Here is a 14,847-nt window from a genome sequence, read left to right on the forward strand (position 1 = left end):
TCAAATAGCAGGTTTCAGCGGCAGGAAGCGAGCGGTTCACGTCCGCTTTTTTACGCACTCACTCCCACGGATAGTCGCCCGCACGATCGGGCCACAGCGGATACCAGTAGCTTTCATCGGATTCGATCCCAAGTTCACCGTCAAGCACAGATTGAAGTTTGAACTCCGTTTTGTTGTCTCGCGTGCTGGAGCCGGTTGGAACGAACGGATAGTAGCCACCCCGACGGAATGAGTAGATCCAGTAGGCGTGGTGATCACCTTTGTCAAATGCAAAGATCGCTGCAAGCAGCCGTGAGCCGTAGCCCTCCTCAATGAAGGTGTCTGCAGCAAAGTGGATGCTCGTCAACAAATCCTCCGGATCAGCATCCTCAAGAATAACCCAATTGTAGCCGTGATGATCGAGATGTCGACGGAATGTTGTTCCGGTCTCTTCCTCGCCAGCCTCAAGGATGGCTTCAACCTCTTCGACCATTTTTGAGAAACTATTGCTGTCTACGGAGGAGAAACAAAGCGCAGCAGCACCCGCATTGTCATAGCCAAGATCAGCTTCCATGGTTACGTACGCGGTGGACATCCCAAAGAGATCCTCCGGATCTGCATCCCGCGTTGCATCCGCTTCCGCACGGATACCGAGGACCGATCGGATCGTATCAAAAACTCCCATACACATGTGTACGGGTGTAAGAGTAAAAGACCCGACGAACTTGAGTGTGGAAGACTGGCTGCTAGCGAGTGCGATTAGGCAGTTGCCATCTCTTTTTCCATCTCACGGAGCTTTGCAATACGGTTTTCCATGGATGGGTGCGTGCTTGCGAGCTTTCCGATGAGGCCCGATCGGATCGGGAAAATGAAGAACGCATTCATTTCGGCTTGGTCACGCAGATCTTCTTTCGGGACCGTGTCCATTCGGCCGTTGATCGACATGAGCGCGGATGCAAGTGCGGCTGGGTTCCCAGTAATAACCGCAGCACCACGATCGGCGGAATACTCGCGGTAGCGGCTCAAGAGGCGGATCAGGAGGAACGAAACCACCCACACCATAAGCGAGACGGCAATCGCAACCCAGACAGGCGGTGCATTTCGATCGTTGCCCGCAAAGAGCCATCCCCAGCGGACAATCAAGAACGCGATCGATGAGAGGAACGATGCGATCGTCATCACCATCACATCACGGTTCTTGATGTGTGCAAGCTCATGAGCCATCACACCCTCAAGCTCTTCTTGGTTGAGCGTACGGAGCAGTCCAGTTGTTACGGCAACGGTTGCGTTCTTCTGGTTTCTACCGGTTGCAAACGCGTTTGGAACCTGTGTGTCAGCGATCGCAACTGTTGGCTTTGGAAGATCTGCCTGCTGAGAGAGCCGTTCAACCATGCGGTGTAGCTCCGGGTGCTCGTCTGCAGACACTTCTTTTGCACCCATACTGTAAAGCGCGATTCGGTCGCTGAAGTAGTACTGGGCGAACGAGAACAGGCCGATAACGACGATTGCACCCGTCATCCCAATCATCCCGGATCCGACAAGGAATCCGAGGAAGACAATGTAGAGGGCAAAGAGCAGGAACATCGTGATCGCCATGCGGCCACGCAATCCCCAATCGGTACTCCATTTCATATCTGTTGATAGTCACTCGCCGGCTTAAACACTACCGGAGACGGACCAGTTTTCGTATCTGAAGTGGCCGCTGTCATGTGGTATTTTAACACACAACATAGAATGGGATTAGTATGGAAACAGTCGTTGTGACGGGGGGATTGGGTCGATCCGGAGCGTGGATCGTGGATCGGCTAGCATCAACATATCAGGTAGTCTGTGTTGACCGCACACATCCGGGGTTTGAGGTCTCACCAGCGCCGAACGTTGATTTCCGAGCCGTTGATCTAACCGATCGGGGACAAACGTACGATCTCATCGGCGAAATTGCGCCCGAATACGTGGTCCACTGGGCAGCACATCCATCACCGACTCGGCACTCCGGTGGTGAGGTATATGAAACGAATACGATCGCAGCATACAACGTCCTGACTGCTGCAGGTCGTATCGGTGCAGATATTATCAATGCATCAAGCGAGAGCGTCTACGGCTACGCGTTTGGCCGTGACGGGCAGTATCCGCAGTCGGTGCCGATTACAGAGGGCGCACAATGTTTACCCGAAGACCCCTATGGCACCGGGAAAGTTGTTGCAGAAGAAATCGCCCAGATGGTTGTTCGACAAGCAGAAGTGTCAGCAATATCGCTTCGGCCATCATGGATACAGTATCCTGGCGAGTATCACTGCCGCACAGGCGAGCAACTAACAGATGTACAGACAGGAGATGGAAACTTTTGGTCCTACATAGACGTCAGAGATGTTGCAGCAGCGGTAGCAGTTTCGATAGAATGTATAGCTGAATATGAACAGCCAGTACACGAGCCAGTTCATGTAATGGCGCTTGAGAACTATTTTGATCGACCAACAATCGAACTATTTACCGAGTGTTTTGATGCAGTGCCTGATGAATCAACGCTTGAAAATGATGCATGTGTGTTTTCAATGGAGAAAGCCGATCGACTGTTAGATTGGCAGCCACATCACAGTTGGCGGGAAGCAGCAGACGAAGTCGTTGATCCACCACAGCTGTATATAACGTGATACCATGACCTTTGTAGACCGACACGATGCAGGTGTGAAACTCGCGGCAAAACTCCAAACAGAGGATATTGAGCCCGACTATGTGTTTGCAATTCCTCGCGGGGGGCTTCCGGTCGCAAAGCCGGTTGCAGACGCGTTTTCTGTACCGCTAGGTGTGGTTATTGGGACAAAGATTGGTGCACCCCACAATCCAGAGCTTGCGATCGGTGCTGTTGCTGCCGATGGAAGCATGTGGCTTAATGAGCCGGTCATAGCGCAGTTAGATGTTGACGCAGCCTATATTGAACAAGAACGGACAAAAGAAGCCGAGGCTGCTGCTGCAAAGGTGGAGCAGTATCCACAGGCAGAAATTGGATCCGTCGACGGTGCTGTTGCTGTACTCGTTGATGACGGGATTGCAACTGGTGCAACCGCACGGGCCTGTCTCCAACAACTCATCACAGCAAACGCTGGAACAGTTGTACTTGCAGTTCCCGTTGCACCCGAGGAGACCGTTACTGAACTCAAATCGATCGCCGATCGAGTTGTTGTCGTTGACATTCCACGCTGGTTTGGTGCGGTAGGATCACATTATCGGAACTTCACACAAGTTTCAGACGAGGAAGCAATCAGCTATCTTCGGGATGCCAACGAATAAGACACCGTTTCAGGAATACTAATTGATATATGCCGGTGAGTCGTCCGCTGCACTATCGACACCCGACGAGACTGCTGGTGAATCGGATGCATCAGCGATTGGGACTCGATGAACCGGTGTAATGTACGATACACGGAGGTATCCCGGTTTGGTGCTTGGCTCAACGGTAACGTCGCGTGCGTGGTCTGGAACTGTAATACGCTGCCCGGCGTGTTTAAGTTCGGAAATACGTGTGTACTCTTTCATATCTTTACAGTTACCCATCACAGCATGATGCCCGTGTGATAGTGTAACTTTGACCTACTACACAATGAGTGACCGGTTGTATATTACCTTTTCCTAGAGGGATAAAATGGGTGTGTCGCGGTGGATGCTGAGCCGATCGCCCCAAACTGTACTGACTCAGACAGAGTTGCTTTGTTGATGGTGTCCAGTCATCAACGAAGTGGGGCGATCGGCTCGTATAAAAAGTACGAGCCTAAGCGGGTCACGTGGGGGTGGTTTAGCGATTGTGGGGTGGTATAGAACGGGCTTCGAGTGCGTGTCTATTCGAAGCCTATTGTTCGTCGATTGCTTGACTCGGCTTTTTGGATTCGGATTCGACAGACACCATCTGCGTGCTTTGCACTGGCATCTTCTCCTGTCGCCCCTAGTGGGAGCTGCACAAGACGCTCCATGCGTATTGGGCGTTCCTGTTGAATGAGTTGGTGGCTCTCATCCAATTTGAGATCGCGCTCTGCAGTGATAATCAGCGTCTGATCATCAGTTTGGAGCGTGATATCATCGGTGTCGAATCCAGGAAGATCGACATAGATGAACAGCTCGTCTTCTGTTTCAGTGATGTCGATCGCTGGCTGCTGTGGTAGTGCAGCGTACTGTTGCTCTTGGACCGTGTGGTCGCTCATCTGGGGTTGTGCAGGTGATGCGGTTGTGACACCCTGTTGAGTAGTACCCTGTGTAGGGGGTGGAGCAGTAGCGGTACCGATTGCAGCTGAAAGCGGGTTGACTCCTTGTTGTGCTTGTTGTGCTTGTGGTTGTATCCCAGTTTGTGATTCGACAGCTGGTGGTGCCGATCCACGCGGACCGACAATTGGCTGGGTATACTGTGACTGTTGGCCGGTCGGATGCTGTGGATATCGTGGATCGTTCATTGTATCCTCAGTTACTGTCTGAACTGGAGTCCTTGACCGATCGGTTGGCTCCCATACGCTGCAAACTCACTTGCTTGGAGCTGTCCAGGCTGTTGTTGCTGTTGTTGCTGTGGAATCGGTTGGCTCTGGGTCACCTCCTGTGGCTGTTGGGATTGTGGCTGTGACTGTCCAAACTGCTGAGGCTGTGGCTGTTGCAGTCCGAGCTGCTGAGGTGACTGCTGTGGTTGCGTTTGCAGGCTCTGTGGCTGCTCAAACTGCTGGGCTCCCTGCTGTGGGTTCGGTTGCTGGGTTCTCTGCTGTGGAATCTGCTGCTGTTGCTGTGGGTTCTGTTGCTGTTGTTGTGGGATCTGCTGCTGTTGCTGTGGGATCTGCTGTTGTTGCTGTGGGTTCTGCTGCTGTGGGTTCTGCTGCTGTTGCTGTGGAATCTGCTGCTGTTGTTGTGGGATCTGCTGCTGTTGCTGTGGAATCTGCTGTTGTTGTGGGATCTGCTGCTGTTGTTGTGGGATCTGCTGCTGTTGTTGTGGGATCTGCTGTTGTTGCTGTGGGTTCTGCTGCTGTTGCTGTGGAATCTGCTGCTGTTGCTGTGGAACCTGCTGTGGGAGCTGGCTTGAGAATTGCTGCGGTTGTGATTGTGCGATCGCACGTGGGTTCTGTTGTTGCAGAGGTGAAATCTGTGACTGTGGCTGTGTGGACTCCATTGTTTGCGGGCTGTTCGCTGGAACGTTCTGTTGTGGCTGTTGTGCAAATTGCATAGTTTGTGGGTCGGGGGTTGCCGCCGGTCCCTGGGTGCCTGGGGTGAGTGGCGGCACCTGATGCTTCCGGGGAGAAGGGAATAAAGCCGGAATACTGTCGCACAAAACAGTTCAGAATTTCGACATGGTAAGGAGAGCTTAAATGGTGGATATGCGCTCCTGTTCGGGCTGTTTATCAGCACTCATACCATAGCTCGGTGCATGACGCAGGCACGTGATTTTTGTCCTCGCTGTGGCGATCCAGTTCCGGATCGAACAGAACCGCTCCCGGGTGAGCCCCGTGAGCGTGATGCCGTCCTCTGTGATGCCTGTTACTTTGCGAACTTCACGCTCGTCGATGCGCCGGAGAAAATTCTTGTCTCGGTCTGCTCGGAGTGTGGGTCGATCGAACGTGGAAATCGGTGGATCGACATTGGCGCACGCGACTACACTGACGTTGCAATTGACGAAGTAACAGAAGCGCTCTCCGTTCACGTAAACGCAGACGAGATAGACTGGATGGTAACACCGGAACAGGTAGATCAGACAACGATCCGAATGCACTGTGTATTCACTGGCGTTGTTCGTGAGACATCGCTTCAAGAGGAGGTGACTGTCCCTGTAAAGTTCTCCTACGGCTCTTGTGACCGGTGTGGACGGATTGCTGGTGGCTACTTTGCAAGTCTTATTCAGCTACGAGCCGATGAACGGACACCAACGAGTGAGGAGGTCGACAGAGCGATCGCGATTGTCGAATCCTACATTGCAAACAGAGAACAAAAAGGCGATCGAAACGCCTTCATTACCGAGTCGAAACGAACCGACGATGGGGCCGACATCAAGCTCTCAACAAACCAAATGGGACAGGGTGCTGCCTCACGGATTACGGATGAACTCGGTGGCACGATCGATAACCATCCAACGCTTGTCACTGAGGATGGTGACGGAAACGAAGTGTATCGTGTCACATTCGTTGTTCGACTCCCTCGGTATATTCCCGGAGATATTATTTTGCCAGTAGGTGACAAGAACGGACCTGTCTTGGTGACGAGTGCCCGTGGAAATCTAAAAGGCGAATATCTTACAACCGGCGATCGATACGAAGCAGACAGAGAGGACGGAACTGCTCCCGACGCAACCAAGTTGGGAACGATCGACGATGCGGTTGAAACCACAGTTGTAACCGTCGAAGATGAACATGCGGTACAGATTCTCGATCCAGAGACGTACGAAGCCAAAACCGTCGCACGACCGGATTTTTTCGATCCGAACGCACCAATGGTTCCAGTGTTGAAAAGTACGGAGGGAATCCATATCGTCCCTGACTCGCTTCAGTTGTAAGCATACATTTACGAATGCAACAGTTGGTACGTCGATTGTATCAGAATGTATGTGCAATCTACTTTTATACGAATGGTTGTTGGGTCAAAACGGAGCGATCGGGTACCAGCTACTCGCTGCTCCGAACATAACAAAAGCGTGTGAAAACGAAGCACACAGCGATCGAACCAAGTGGATGAGCTCCTTGTCATTCGAGCTGTGTGCCGCTCTTCTCAGCGGAAAAATACGTAAGAACAACGAGTGTAACGCAGAGCGTTTAGTCTGCGCGAATTGATGGCTCCGAAACCGCGTGTACGTCTTGGGTCTCGATGTTGGTGTGATCGATTCCGTACTGTTCAAGGACGCGTTCAAATGACGAAACTGTCCGTCCTGCTCGAGCAGCAGCCTGCTCAAGTGTCAGCGTTCCGCTGCGGTACAGTGTAAGTGCGGTTTGGAGACCGTGTGTCGCCATACAGGTAATGAGATAGCGACGTATGTAAAGCTATCGTGAGAATGAGTAACAACACAACCATGTAAGACTCTGTCAAAGTTAACAAACAAATACTATTTGAGCTTTTTAGTTTATCTTTACGTAATAACATTAACGAACATTATATACATGCATTGCTGTAGAGGTCGTTGCACAACATGTACGAAAGACGGAGGAAATAAGATAGACGAATACCAATAGTCGCGTATGGACAGAAGCAAGTTCTTCGCGATCTTCTTCGCGTTCCTTATGATGAGCTCGATGATCGCGTGGGGAGCAACGTTCCTCTGAGGTCTGCTACTCGTCACCCCAAACGTCGGAGAGTGGGTGTCGTTTCTTCCGGCTAGCCGATCGGCCGGGTTGTTGATTTTCACCCTGAGACGTTCCATTAGTCGATCGAAGAGATCGAGAAGCCGACGGTGACGAGCGCCCGGCTCGCTGCGTCGGGGCTGCAGAGCCGCTGTACGCTGAGAGTGCAGCATCTGGATCAAATGGAGGAAGAGATGGAGTTGTCATTGCGTCAAGCCCTGCTTGGAACCACGGTGGCGTATCTGAGGCCGCCCTATCGAACAGATCAAGCAAACTTGAGTCGCCAAGGTAGGTCGCACCATAATCCTCTGGAGCACGGACAACACGACCACAGCCCTGGATGACCGTTCGAAGTGCTGCTCGATGGTACCATGGCCATTGTCCATCTTCAAGTCTCCGTGCAACTCGTGAATCATTGGTATTGAGATACGGTGCCTTACACAGCAACTGCCAGCGAGCAAGGTCATCTTTCAAATCAAGCGCCTCCTCCATCTTTACCGAAACAAAGACGTCCGGTCGATCGGTTGCTTTCCAACTGTCCAGTTCAGCATCCCGATTCTGTGACGTATGGCTGCGAACTCGCTCGCCTACACCGAACTGATAGAGCCGATCGGTCAACTCCTCCGCAATGCTATAAGAGTGTGCGTGGATCAATCCCTTCTCGTCAGGGTGTTGTGCCATGAGTTGTACGATGACACGAGCGAGTTGAGGGATTGTTTCAGTTCGGTGTTCAAATGTCATTTTTCCCTGCGTTACATCGTATATTGGCCGGTTTTTGAGCGGAAATGTGTGGGGGACATCAACAAGTGCGACACGTGAGGGGGCAAGGCCGACACCTCGACAGAATGCGTCTTTATTAAGAATTGTTGCCGAAAGAAGTGCGAACTTGTTTCCACGATCCCAGACCGTGTGATGAAGATACCGTGCAGGATCGAGCGGCTTAATCGTCAGTGACGTGCCTTCACCATCTGGCTGATCGACAACCCACGTCGTTGGACTCTCCGGGTCACGGTAGTCCTCAACAAACCAATTAAGCTCCGAAATGAGCTCATTAAGCCGATCGCGTCGAGCGACTTCATCAGGACTGAGCTCCGGCCTCCCGGTGAGCTCATCCTTTGCGCGCGAACAGACACCAACGAGCGTTTCAGCGAACCTCGCAGTCCGATCGATAGGGTCTCCTTCTGCATGGACTGCCGGAACGCCGATCGATTCCCACACTGGAACCCGAGCAGGAGTAAGCTCAATAGTTGCATACATTTCCGCCCATTCTGCGAGGCCGTGCGCTTCGTCGATAACAACGACATCGCGCTTACGGAATATCTCCGAGCCTGCAGTTTGCATGAAGTATGCAAGCGTCATAGCTGCAATCTCGCGACTGGATGCGATGGCCCGATCGGAATAGTATGGACAGCGGTGTTTAACCGTGCAATCGTACCCTCGTTGACGAACACACGGCGCCTGAGTAACTGGCGTGCTGTGTTCACCTGGAAGGATACAGTTGTAGTTGCTCTTTCCACGAATAACGTTGAGATCGTCGAGCAGGTCATCATCTGCAACGTCATCGAGCTGTGAGACTTGTGGTGTGGTATAATACGCGCCCGTGGCTTGTGCGGGGTCTGCTTCTTGGAGCGATCGGGCACAGCCCATGATGGCTCGGGCAAGCAGCGACTTCCCGCTTCCAGTTGGAGCACGAACAAGGACCACGTCGTTTCCAGCGTCGAATGCGGCTTTGATATCGGTGAGGGCTTGTTTTTGCGCGCCGCGGTAGCTCGGTGCCGGAAACGCCTCAAAGATCCGAGCGGGTTGCACGAGAATCGATCAGGCGTCCTCGGTGAAAAGTATGCGGATGCAGGTGGTCAGTATCCGGGTTATGTTTCTTCGCTTGGGAGCGCGTGGACGTCCTCCGCAGTTGGTTCTTTATCAGCTGGGAGCTGGTCAACACAGTCCAAACAGAGAAAATGGTCGCTACCATCGGCAAGTTCAAGAATCATCCCACCGGTTGGGCCCCAACTAAAACTCCAGAGATCGCCAATGCCGCCTGCAATCTTGACCTTCGTCTGACAGCCGTCGCAGCGTCGCTTCGCCATACAACCAGTATGGGTTTGGCTCAAAAGAACACTCCGCTCCCCGGCATTAATCACTGTTGCTAGCATACAACATACTATGGAGGTCAACTGCGCTGGCTGTGCAGGCTGTTGTATCGACTGGCGCGCACTTGTGTCAGATCCGGTTGCGCATGAGAGGCAGGGCGATCGAGCACCGATTGACGACACATACAATCTAGTACCGCTTCGAGGCCATGAAGCGCGTTCGTTGGTTGATTGCGGCTATGGTGATGCGATGACACCACGATTGTTTGAAGCGGGGCCAGATGACGATTGCATCCGAGTCGATGGATTTGATCTTGCAGCGATTGGCGATCGGCCGGTATTCTACCTTGGGCTCCGAAAGCCCCCTAAACCGGTTGCCCCGTTTGGTGAGCACCGACAATGGCTCCGGTCGTGTGCCTTTCTCGATCCCGAAACGCTTCAGTGCCGGATTCATGGAGACGACCTGTATCCGGAGACCTGTTCGGTGTATCCGGGTGATAACCTGCATATGGATCAAGAAACGGAGTGCGAGCGTGTGGAGGATGTGTTTGGCGGGATACGGCTGATTGATGCGACGCCACCAGACAACCGATCACAGCCACAGTTTGCTGGGGCAGTTGGGTCGAAAATATTCGGCTACCCGGACCCCGACGAACTCTCGGGTGTTGTCGATCGGTTGGCTGCGAATGCGCTCACAGCGTACGACCGATCGCTCTTTGTGGGTATTGCCAGTGGGTCGAGCCCCGGAATGCTTGATATAAATAAAGCGATTGCTGAAACGTACCAATCAAAAGCACATAGTGCAGAGTCGTGGGTTGGAAAAACAATCGAACACTGGGAGAAGCGAGCAGATGCAGCAGGAACGCGTGCAGTTGTGGACAATCCAGCAATATATGAAACGGATCACGGTGCACCGGAGACAACAGGCTGGAACCCGTAGGTGGTGCGAATAGTTATCATAACAGCAGTCGTGTATCATGTATGCGAATTTTAGTCACGGGTGCAACAGGATTTGTCGGGAGTAGGCTGGTTCCTGCACTCGTTGACGCAGGGCATGAGGTTGTTGCGTTAACGCGCGATGCAGGAACGTACAAATCTCGTGCCGATGTGACGGTTGTTGAGGGGGATTTATTGGACGCGGAGACGCTTACAGACGGATTCGATGTGGATGTTGCCTACTATTTGGTTCACTCGCTTGACTCCGGATCTGCATTTGAGGAGTACGATCGGATCGCGGCACGAAACTTTGTTGCTGCAGCTGAAGCAGGTGGTGTAAGACGAGTCGTCTATCTTGGAGGGCTTGGTGATGATTCGGCATCGCTCTCGAAGCATCTTCGATCGCGTCGCGAAGTAGAGCACATTCTCGAAGAAAGATCCTTCGCGTTAACAGTCCTTCGAGCGGCAATCATCATCGGTGAGGGCAGCCTCAGTTTCACACTCATCAGGCAGTTGGCCGATCGGCTCCCAGTGATGATTACCCCACAGTGGGTATTGACTGAATGCCAACCGATTGCGATTGATGACGTGATCACATATCTCGTTGGTGTGTTAGAACATCCAGAGACTGCAGGAGAGACGTATGAGATCGGTGGCCCTGATGTGTTTACATACGCTGAGATACTCCGGCGTGTTCGAGCACAGCTTGGAAAACGGCTAGTTATCGTTCCCGTTCCAGTGCTGTCTCCTGAACTCTCCTCGCGGTGGATTGGGCTAGTGACCGATGTCCCGCCTGCTGCTGCTCGACCGCTCGTGTCTGGACTCAAAAACCCAGTAACGGTAACCGATCACCGAATTGAGACGATCATCCCGATCGAACGCACACCATTTGAGACGGCAGTCGCACAGGCGCTAGTCAATCGATCAGCGAAGAGCAGCGTCGAACCTGTGATACCAGTTGTACAGGGATGATACGGGATGCAGAGTACGGACAAACGTGGGTCTATGAGAGCATCGTCGGTGCGCTTCCTGGGCTGTCGCTTTCAGATACGCAAGCGGTTGCGATCCAGCTTGGGCTGTTTCAGGTTGCAGTCGTAGTGTTTGGATTGCTCTATGGGCTTCCAGAAGCGGCCATTGCAGGCACTGCAGCGGTGTTTGTCGCAGCAGTCGGAAGCGTCGCAATGTTACGACTTGGGCATATTAACCGGTCGCTCGACGTTCCACACACCTACTATCGGCTGCTGTTCGGCTCCAGTATCGAAGTTGTACTTGGTGTACTAGCGTTTATTGCACTCGTGACACATCTGTTTGTGTTTGACCCACTCAATACGGATGGAATTCCGCTTATTACGCGGCTGTTTGGGCCGGAACCCCCGGTCGTCGTGATCTATCTCACACTGCTTGTACTATGGGATCTTTGTTACCGGCTTGGAACGTCGTGGTGGGCGGCAGTCGTCTCGTTGTGGCGAGCAATACGAGTTCCAGTTGATCGGGAGACTGCGCAGCTGTTCATCCGATTAGATGTAATGAACGTTGGGTTTGCAATTATTCAGCTTGTGCTTGTCCCGTTCATTTGGAGTGAGACAGTGCTTTTGCTCGCGATCGTTGGACACGTGATTGCAGTAGCCGTCGTCTCAACGGCTGCAATTAGCTTGACCGTATGGAGAACAAGTGGGTAGTCGTACTTCGGCTCACTTGCCGTGAATCTGCTTGAACTGTGTAAGCAGATCTTCGGCGGACTCACCGGAGTCGTATGTAAGCTTTCCGCGGTACTCTGTCCGCTGTTCATCGAAGTCAGCATCGATCGTAGCGGTCTTCTGTTCGCGGCGTTCGTGTTCTTCTTCGTCGTAGGCACCCATTGACATGGTATAGTTTCACTTGGTAACAGTTGTGTATATATCTAACGGTTACGTTCAATCGTTATATATAAAATCTGATAGTCAGGAAAACACGGCCACACCGTATCCAAACACGTAATTGGGAGTATCGCATCCAGTTTTGTGTGGCTAAACCGCTTCGCTTCAGGTATGCACCCGGGAAATGGACAGCCGAGCGTGTCCATAACAATATTTTTCGATCGTTGGATGCCAATCTAGGTGCAACCGCTCGAACACCATGGTTCCGTCCACCACCAGGGTATGAGGCGAAGCGGTTTGAGATGGATAACGGGGACATTGCGCTTTTTTGTTGGACCGATCGGGACGATGGCCCAGCTGAAATCGGTGGGGGGCCTGCAGGCTACTGGCTCGGGAACACCGAAACACCGGAATCGCTCTGGCGCACAGACAAGTATGGATTTGAGCAGGTTCCATACCCTGTTGGACGGTGGGCACAGCGTGAACTCCTCGCACAACTGCATGAGGAGTCGCCATGGCTGAAGCCCTATCCGCATGTGTCGTGGTTTTTTTTGCCAGTATTTCTCTCGAAAGACGGTCGGGAGACGACCCGTGAGTTCTTTACAGAGTATGCTGCAGGATTCCCTGATGCGACCCAAACTGACGCGCTTGAGTTTTTTGAGTCATTTCTCAGAACGGGTGCGCTCGATGACTATCGTGCGGTAATGGCTGGAAAACTCGGCACATCGGAGTATCTTGACGAGACTCGAATGGCGGCTGCAATGGGTGAGTTCGTTGTAGGCCGGCTGCTTGTCGATGCGGGATACAAGATTACGCCGGAAATTGAAGTAACAACGGGTCATTCGATCGACTACCGCGCAGACCCTATTGGGTCGGACGGATCCAATGGAGTTCTTGTCGAAGTAACGCGGCCGCTTCCCCCAAATCGTCGTGCAATTGATTCACCAACACGAGCGATAAAAGAGACGGCAAGTTCGAAGGCAACAGGACAGCTCGATGCACACGCTGGTGGTGTCGTGTTGTTTGTCGACTGCTCATCGTTCCCGGATGATGACTGGCAGACAATCCTTGCAGCACAGCCGATGGTGAATCATAAGCCCGCAGTGATTTTTCGAGCGCGACCAGACGGTAGGTTTGAAGGATACACGGTTGGATCGGTGCCGCTTGAGCTCACGAGCGAATTACGTCAAAAGTAACAGCCAGATTCGGCTGCTACAGAACAGATGGTGACACGGGTTAGTTATCGAGCGATACAGGTTAGAATGAAACCGGGTCGGGCCCGTTTTCACCTAACGCATACTGATCACGATCGCTGTAGTACCGACGGCCGATCGCTTTGTGACTCAACGCGGAGAGCACGGCAGTTCGTGCATCCTCCGAGTCGTGGTACGTCTCTTCTCCAAGCCGAGAGAGTACGTCGCCAAGTGTCTCGGTCCCGTTTTGAAGTTCGATCTGGCTGTCGCCATAGGCGGTGATCAGCTCAGTGGTTGTCGCAGGATACTCGTGACCGTTCAACAGGTCGTCGGTGCTGTGCAATCGCATCAGCTACGTGTCGGGGGAGCACATTCTTAATGATTTTCCATGTATGAATATGATGAAAACCCCATTCCTTAAGGAATATTAATTTGGAATCGTGTCGGAATTGCTTCCACTGCGGATGTAGTGGTCTCTGTATGAGCGAGAGTCCCCCGACCGCAGACCTGCACCTGCATACCACCGTATCAGATGGAATCCTTACTGTTGGGGATCTCCCTACTGCAGCGGACGCTGCCGGGTTAAATCTTATTGCGGTAACTGACCACGATGTGATTCACCCAAAGATACCAGCACCGGTTGTGGCCCTTGATTCGCTAACTGTTGTTCGAGGCATTGAGCTGCGAGTTGAAACGCCAACAGAGCAGATCGATCTGCTTGGCTATGCAGTCTCTCGGACTGACGCACTTGAAACAGAGCTCGATCGAATCCAACAGAACCGAATCGATCGCGGCGCAGAGATCATCGAGAGCGTCGAATCCTATCTTGACATCGATCTCGATATCGAACCACGTACAGGATTAGGCCGACCGCATATTGCCCGGGCGATCGACGCGAGCGATGCACCGTATGATGTTGAGAGAGCGTTTGACGAGCTCATTGGGAATAACGGACCGTGCTTTGTGCCACGAGCGGTGACTTCATTCGAAGCGGGTGTCGAGCTTCTTACGGAGGCCTGTGCAGTCGTCTCACTTGCGCATCCGTTCCGGTATGAGGATTCAGCAGCAGCATTAGAGCTGACGTCGGCACTTGACGGTGTCGAACGATACTATCCGTATGGATTTGCGGTTGATACAGGTCGTGTTGATGCACTCATCGAAGCACATGGTCTCCTTGCAACTGGGGGCAGCGATGCCCACGGAGAGACACTCGGTCATGCTGGACTCTCCGGAGCAAAGGCCGACACGTTCCGATCGGCATTGCCAAAAGCGGAACGTTATACCCGATTGGGCGCATAGCAGTAGTATGCGCTGTCACTACTGTGAGCGTGAGGCTGCCTATGCCGCAGAAACCGACAATATCAAAGTTGGACTCTGTTCGGAACACTTCCGTGATCGGTTAGCGGAGCTTTCTGACTCCGACGATCTTTCTGCACTTCGAGAACAGCTTGACGTAACTCGCACCGAGCGATAATCGTCGAGTATATCGAGCAACATTTCACCG

At 52.6% G+C, this 14,847-nt stretch carries 19 protein-coding genes; 9 read left to right on the forward strand and 10 right to left on the reverse strand.

Annotated features, from left to right (window positions below; all coding sequences use genetic code 11):
- Nucleotides 1–58 precede the first annotated feature (58 nt).
- Nucleotides 59–664 carry a PspA-associated protein PspAB gene (gene pspAB / locus AArcSt2_RS03055; RefSeq protein ID WP_174652569.1) on the reverse strand — a complete coding sequence of 202 codons (606 nt, stop codon included), beginning with the start codon at nucleotides 662–664 and terminating at the stop codon, nucleotides 59–61.
- 74 nt (nucleotides 665–738) lie between these two features.
- Complete coding sequence (gene htpX, locus AArcSt2_RS03060) at nucleotides 739–1,611, reverse strand: zinc metalloprotease HtpX (RefSeq protein WP_174652568.1); 873 nt, start codon at nucleotides 1,609–1,611, stop codon at nucleotides 739–741.
- Between the two features lie 113 nt (nucleotides 1,612–1,724).
- Here htpX and AArcSt2_RS03065 point away from each other — a divergent pair, with 113 nt between their 5' ends.
- Together AArcSt2_RS03065 and AArcSt2_RS03070 are read left to right on the forward strand one after the other, a co-directional pair.
- On the forward strand, nucleotides 1,725–2,630 hold the full coding sequence (locus AArcSt2_RS03065) for an NAD-dependent epimerase/dehydratase family protein (RefSeq protein WP_174652567.1): 906 nt from the start codon (nucleotides 1,725–1,727) through the stop codon (nucleotides 2,628–2,630).
- Nucleotides 2,631–2,634: 4 nt separating this feature from the next.
- The gene (locus AArcSt2_RS03070; protein WP_250582831.1) at nucleotides 2,635–3,267 is read left to right on the forward strand and encodes a phosphoribosyltransferase; all 633 of its coding nucleotides are present in this window, start codon (nucleotides 2,635–2,637) and stop codon (nucleotides 3,265–3,267) included.
- Nucleotides 3,268–3,285: 18 nt separating this feature from the next.
- Here AArcSt2_RS03070 and AArcSt2_RS03075 read toward each other — a convergent pair whose 3' ends face one another.
- The 3 genes from AArcSt2_RS03075 to AArcSt2_RS03085 form a co-directional block, all read right to left on the reverse strand.
- Complete coding sequence (locus AArcSt2_RS03075) at nucleotides 3,286–3,513, reverse strand: hypothetical protein (protein ID WP_174652565.1); 228 nt, start codon at nucleotides 3,511–3,513, stop codon at nucleotides 3,286–3,288.
- 299 nt (nucleotides 3,514–3,812) lie between these two features.
- Nucleotides 3,813–4,418, reverse strand: coding sequence for an Hsp20/alpha crystallin family protein (locus AArcSt2_RS03080; RefSeq protein WP_250582833.1), 606 nt, complete (start codon nucleotides 4,416–4,418; stop codon nucleotides 3,813–3,815).
- Nucleotides 4,419–4,429: 11 nt separating this feature from the next.
- Nucleotides 4,430–5,170, reverse strand: coding sequence for a hypothetical protein (locus tag AArcSt2_RS03085; protein ID WP_250582835.1), 741 nt, complete (start codon nucleotides 5,168–5,170; stop codon nucleotides 4,430–4,432).
- Between the two features lie 201 nt (nucleotides 5,171–5,371).
- On the opposite strand from AArcSt2_RS03085, the gene AArcSt2_RS03090 reads away from it, so the two are divergent.
- Nucleotides 5,372–6,490, forward strand: a complete 1,119-nt coding sequence (locus tag AArcSt2_RS03090) for a 60S ribosomal export protein NMD3 (RefSeq protein WP_250582837.1) — start codon at nucleotides 5,372–5,374, stop codon at nucleotides 6,488–6,490.
- 256 nt (nucleotides 6,491–6,746) lie between these two features.
- Here the strand turns inward: AArcSt2_RS03090 and AArcSt2_RS03095 are convergent, their stop codons facing one another.
- The 3 genes from AArcSt2_RS03095 to AArcSt2_RS03105 all read right to left on the reverse strand — a co-directional run bounded on the left by AArcSt2_RS03095 (nucleotide 6,747) and on the right by AArcSt2_RS03105 (nucleotide 9,355).
- Nucleotides 6,747–6,941 (reverse strand): DUF7317 family protein, encoded by a 195-nt coding sequence (locus AArcSt2_RS03095; RefSeq protein ID WP_174652561.1) that lies wholly within the window; start codon nucleotides 6,939–6,941, stop codon nucleotides 6,747–6,749.
- A gap of 315 nt (nucleotides 6,942–7,256) precedes the next feature.
- A complete protein-coding gene (locus AArcSt2_RS03100; protein ID WP_250582839.1) occupies nucleotides 7,257–9,077 on the reverse strand; it encodes a helicase C-terminal domain-containing protein in 1,821 nt (606 codons plus the stop codon).
- 59 nt (nucleotides 9,078–9,136) lie between these two features.
- Nucleotides 9,137–9,355, reverse strand: a complete 219-nt coding sequence (locus AArcSt2_RS03105) for a DUF7561 family protein (protein WP_174652559.1) — start codon at nucleotides 9,353–9,355, stop codon at nucleotides 9,137–9,139.
- A 76-nt stretch (nucleotides 9,356–9,431) separates the two neighbouring features.
- On the opposite strand from AArcSt2_RS03105, the gene AArcSt2_RS03110 reads away from it, so the two are divergent.
- The 3 genes from AArcSt2_RS03110 to AArcSt2_RS03120 are packed head-to-tail and all read left to right on the forward strand — an operon-like array spanning nucleotide 9,432 to nucleotide 11,973.
- Entirely contained in the window at nucleotides 9,432–10,298 is an 867-nt protein-coding gene (locus AArcSt2_RS03110) for a YkgJ family cysteine cluster protein (RefSeq protein WP_250582841.1), read from the forward strand.
- A gap of 41 nt (nucleotides 10,299–10,339) precedes the next feature.
- Nucleotides 10,340–11,266, forward strand: coding sequence for an NAD(P)H-binding protein (locus tag AArcSt2_RS03115; RefSeq protein WP_174652557.1), 927 nt, complete (start codon nucleotides 10,340–10,342; stop codon nucleotides 11,264–11,266).
- Entirely contained in the window at nucleotides 11,266–11,973 is a 708-nt protein-coding gene (locus AArcSt2_RS03120; protein ID WP_174654513.1) for a DUF7530 family protein, read from the forward strand. Before AArcSt2_RS03115 ends, AArcSt2_RS03120 begins: the two co-directional genes overlap by 1 nt.
- Before the next feature lie 12 nt (nucleotides 11,974–11,985).
- On the opposite strand, the gene AArcSt2_RS03125 is transcribed toward AArcSt2_RS03120, so the two are convergent.
- The gene (locus tag AArcSt2_RS03125) at nucleotides 11,986–12,159 is read right to left on the reverse strand and encodes a DUF5786 family protein (RefSeq protein WP_174652556.1); all 174 of its coding nucleotides are present in this window, start codon (nucleotides 12,157–12,159) and stop codon (nucleotides 11,986–11,988) included.
- A 137-nt stretch (nucleotides 12,160–12,296) separates the two neighbouring features.
- On the opposite strand from AArcSt2_RS03125, the gene AArcSt2_RS03130 reads away from it, so the two are divergent.
- Entirely contained in the window at nucleotides 12,297–13,346 is a 1,050-nt protein-coding gene (locus AArcSt2_RS03130; RefSeq protein WP_250582843.1) for a DUF5784 family protein, read from the forward strand.
- A 61-nt stretch (nucleotides 13,347–13,407) separates the two neighbouring features.
- Here the strand turns inward: AArcSt2_RS03130 and AArcSt2_RS03135 are convergent, their stop codons facing one another.
- Complete coding sequence (locus tag AArcSt2_RS03135; protein WP_174652554.1) at nucleotides 13,408–13,692, reverse strand: DUF5789 family protein; 285 nt, start codon at nucleotides 13,690–13,692, stop codon at nucleotides 13,408–13,410.
- A 131-nt stretch (nucleotides 13,693–13,823) separates the two neighbouring features.
- Between AArcSt2_RS03135 and AArcSt2_RS03140 the strand changes: the two genes are divergently transcribed.
- Both AArcSt2_RS03140 and AArcSt2_RS03145 read left to right on the forward strand, forming a co-directional pair.
- Entirely contained in the window at nucleotides 13,824–14,642 is an 819-nt protein-coding gene (locus AArcSt2_RS03140) for a PHP domain-containing protein (protein WP_250582845.1), read from the forward strand.
- 7 nt (nucleotides 14,643–14,649) lie between these two features.
- Nucleotides 14,650–14,817, forward strand: a complete 168-nt coding sequence (locus AArcSt2_RS03145) for a DUF6757 family protein (protein ID WP_174652552.1) — start codon at nucleotides 14,650–14,652, stop codon at nucleotides 14,815–14,817.
- Nucleotides 14,818–14,847 lie beyond the last annotated feature (30 nt).

It is taken from the genome of Natronocalculus amylovorans (assembly GCF_023638035.1).
Taxonomy (GTDB): Archaea; Halobacteriota; Halobacteria; order Halobacteriales; family Haloferacaceae; genus Natronocalculus; species Natronocalculus amylovorans.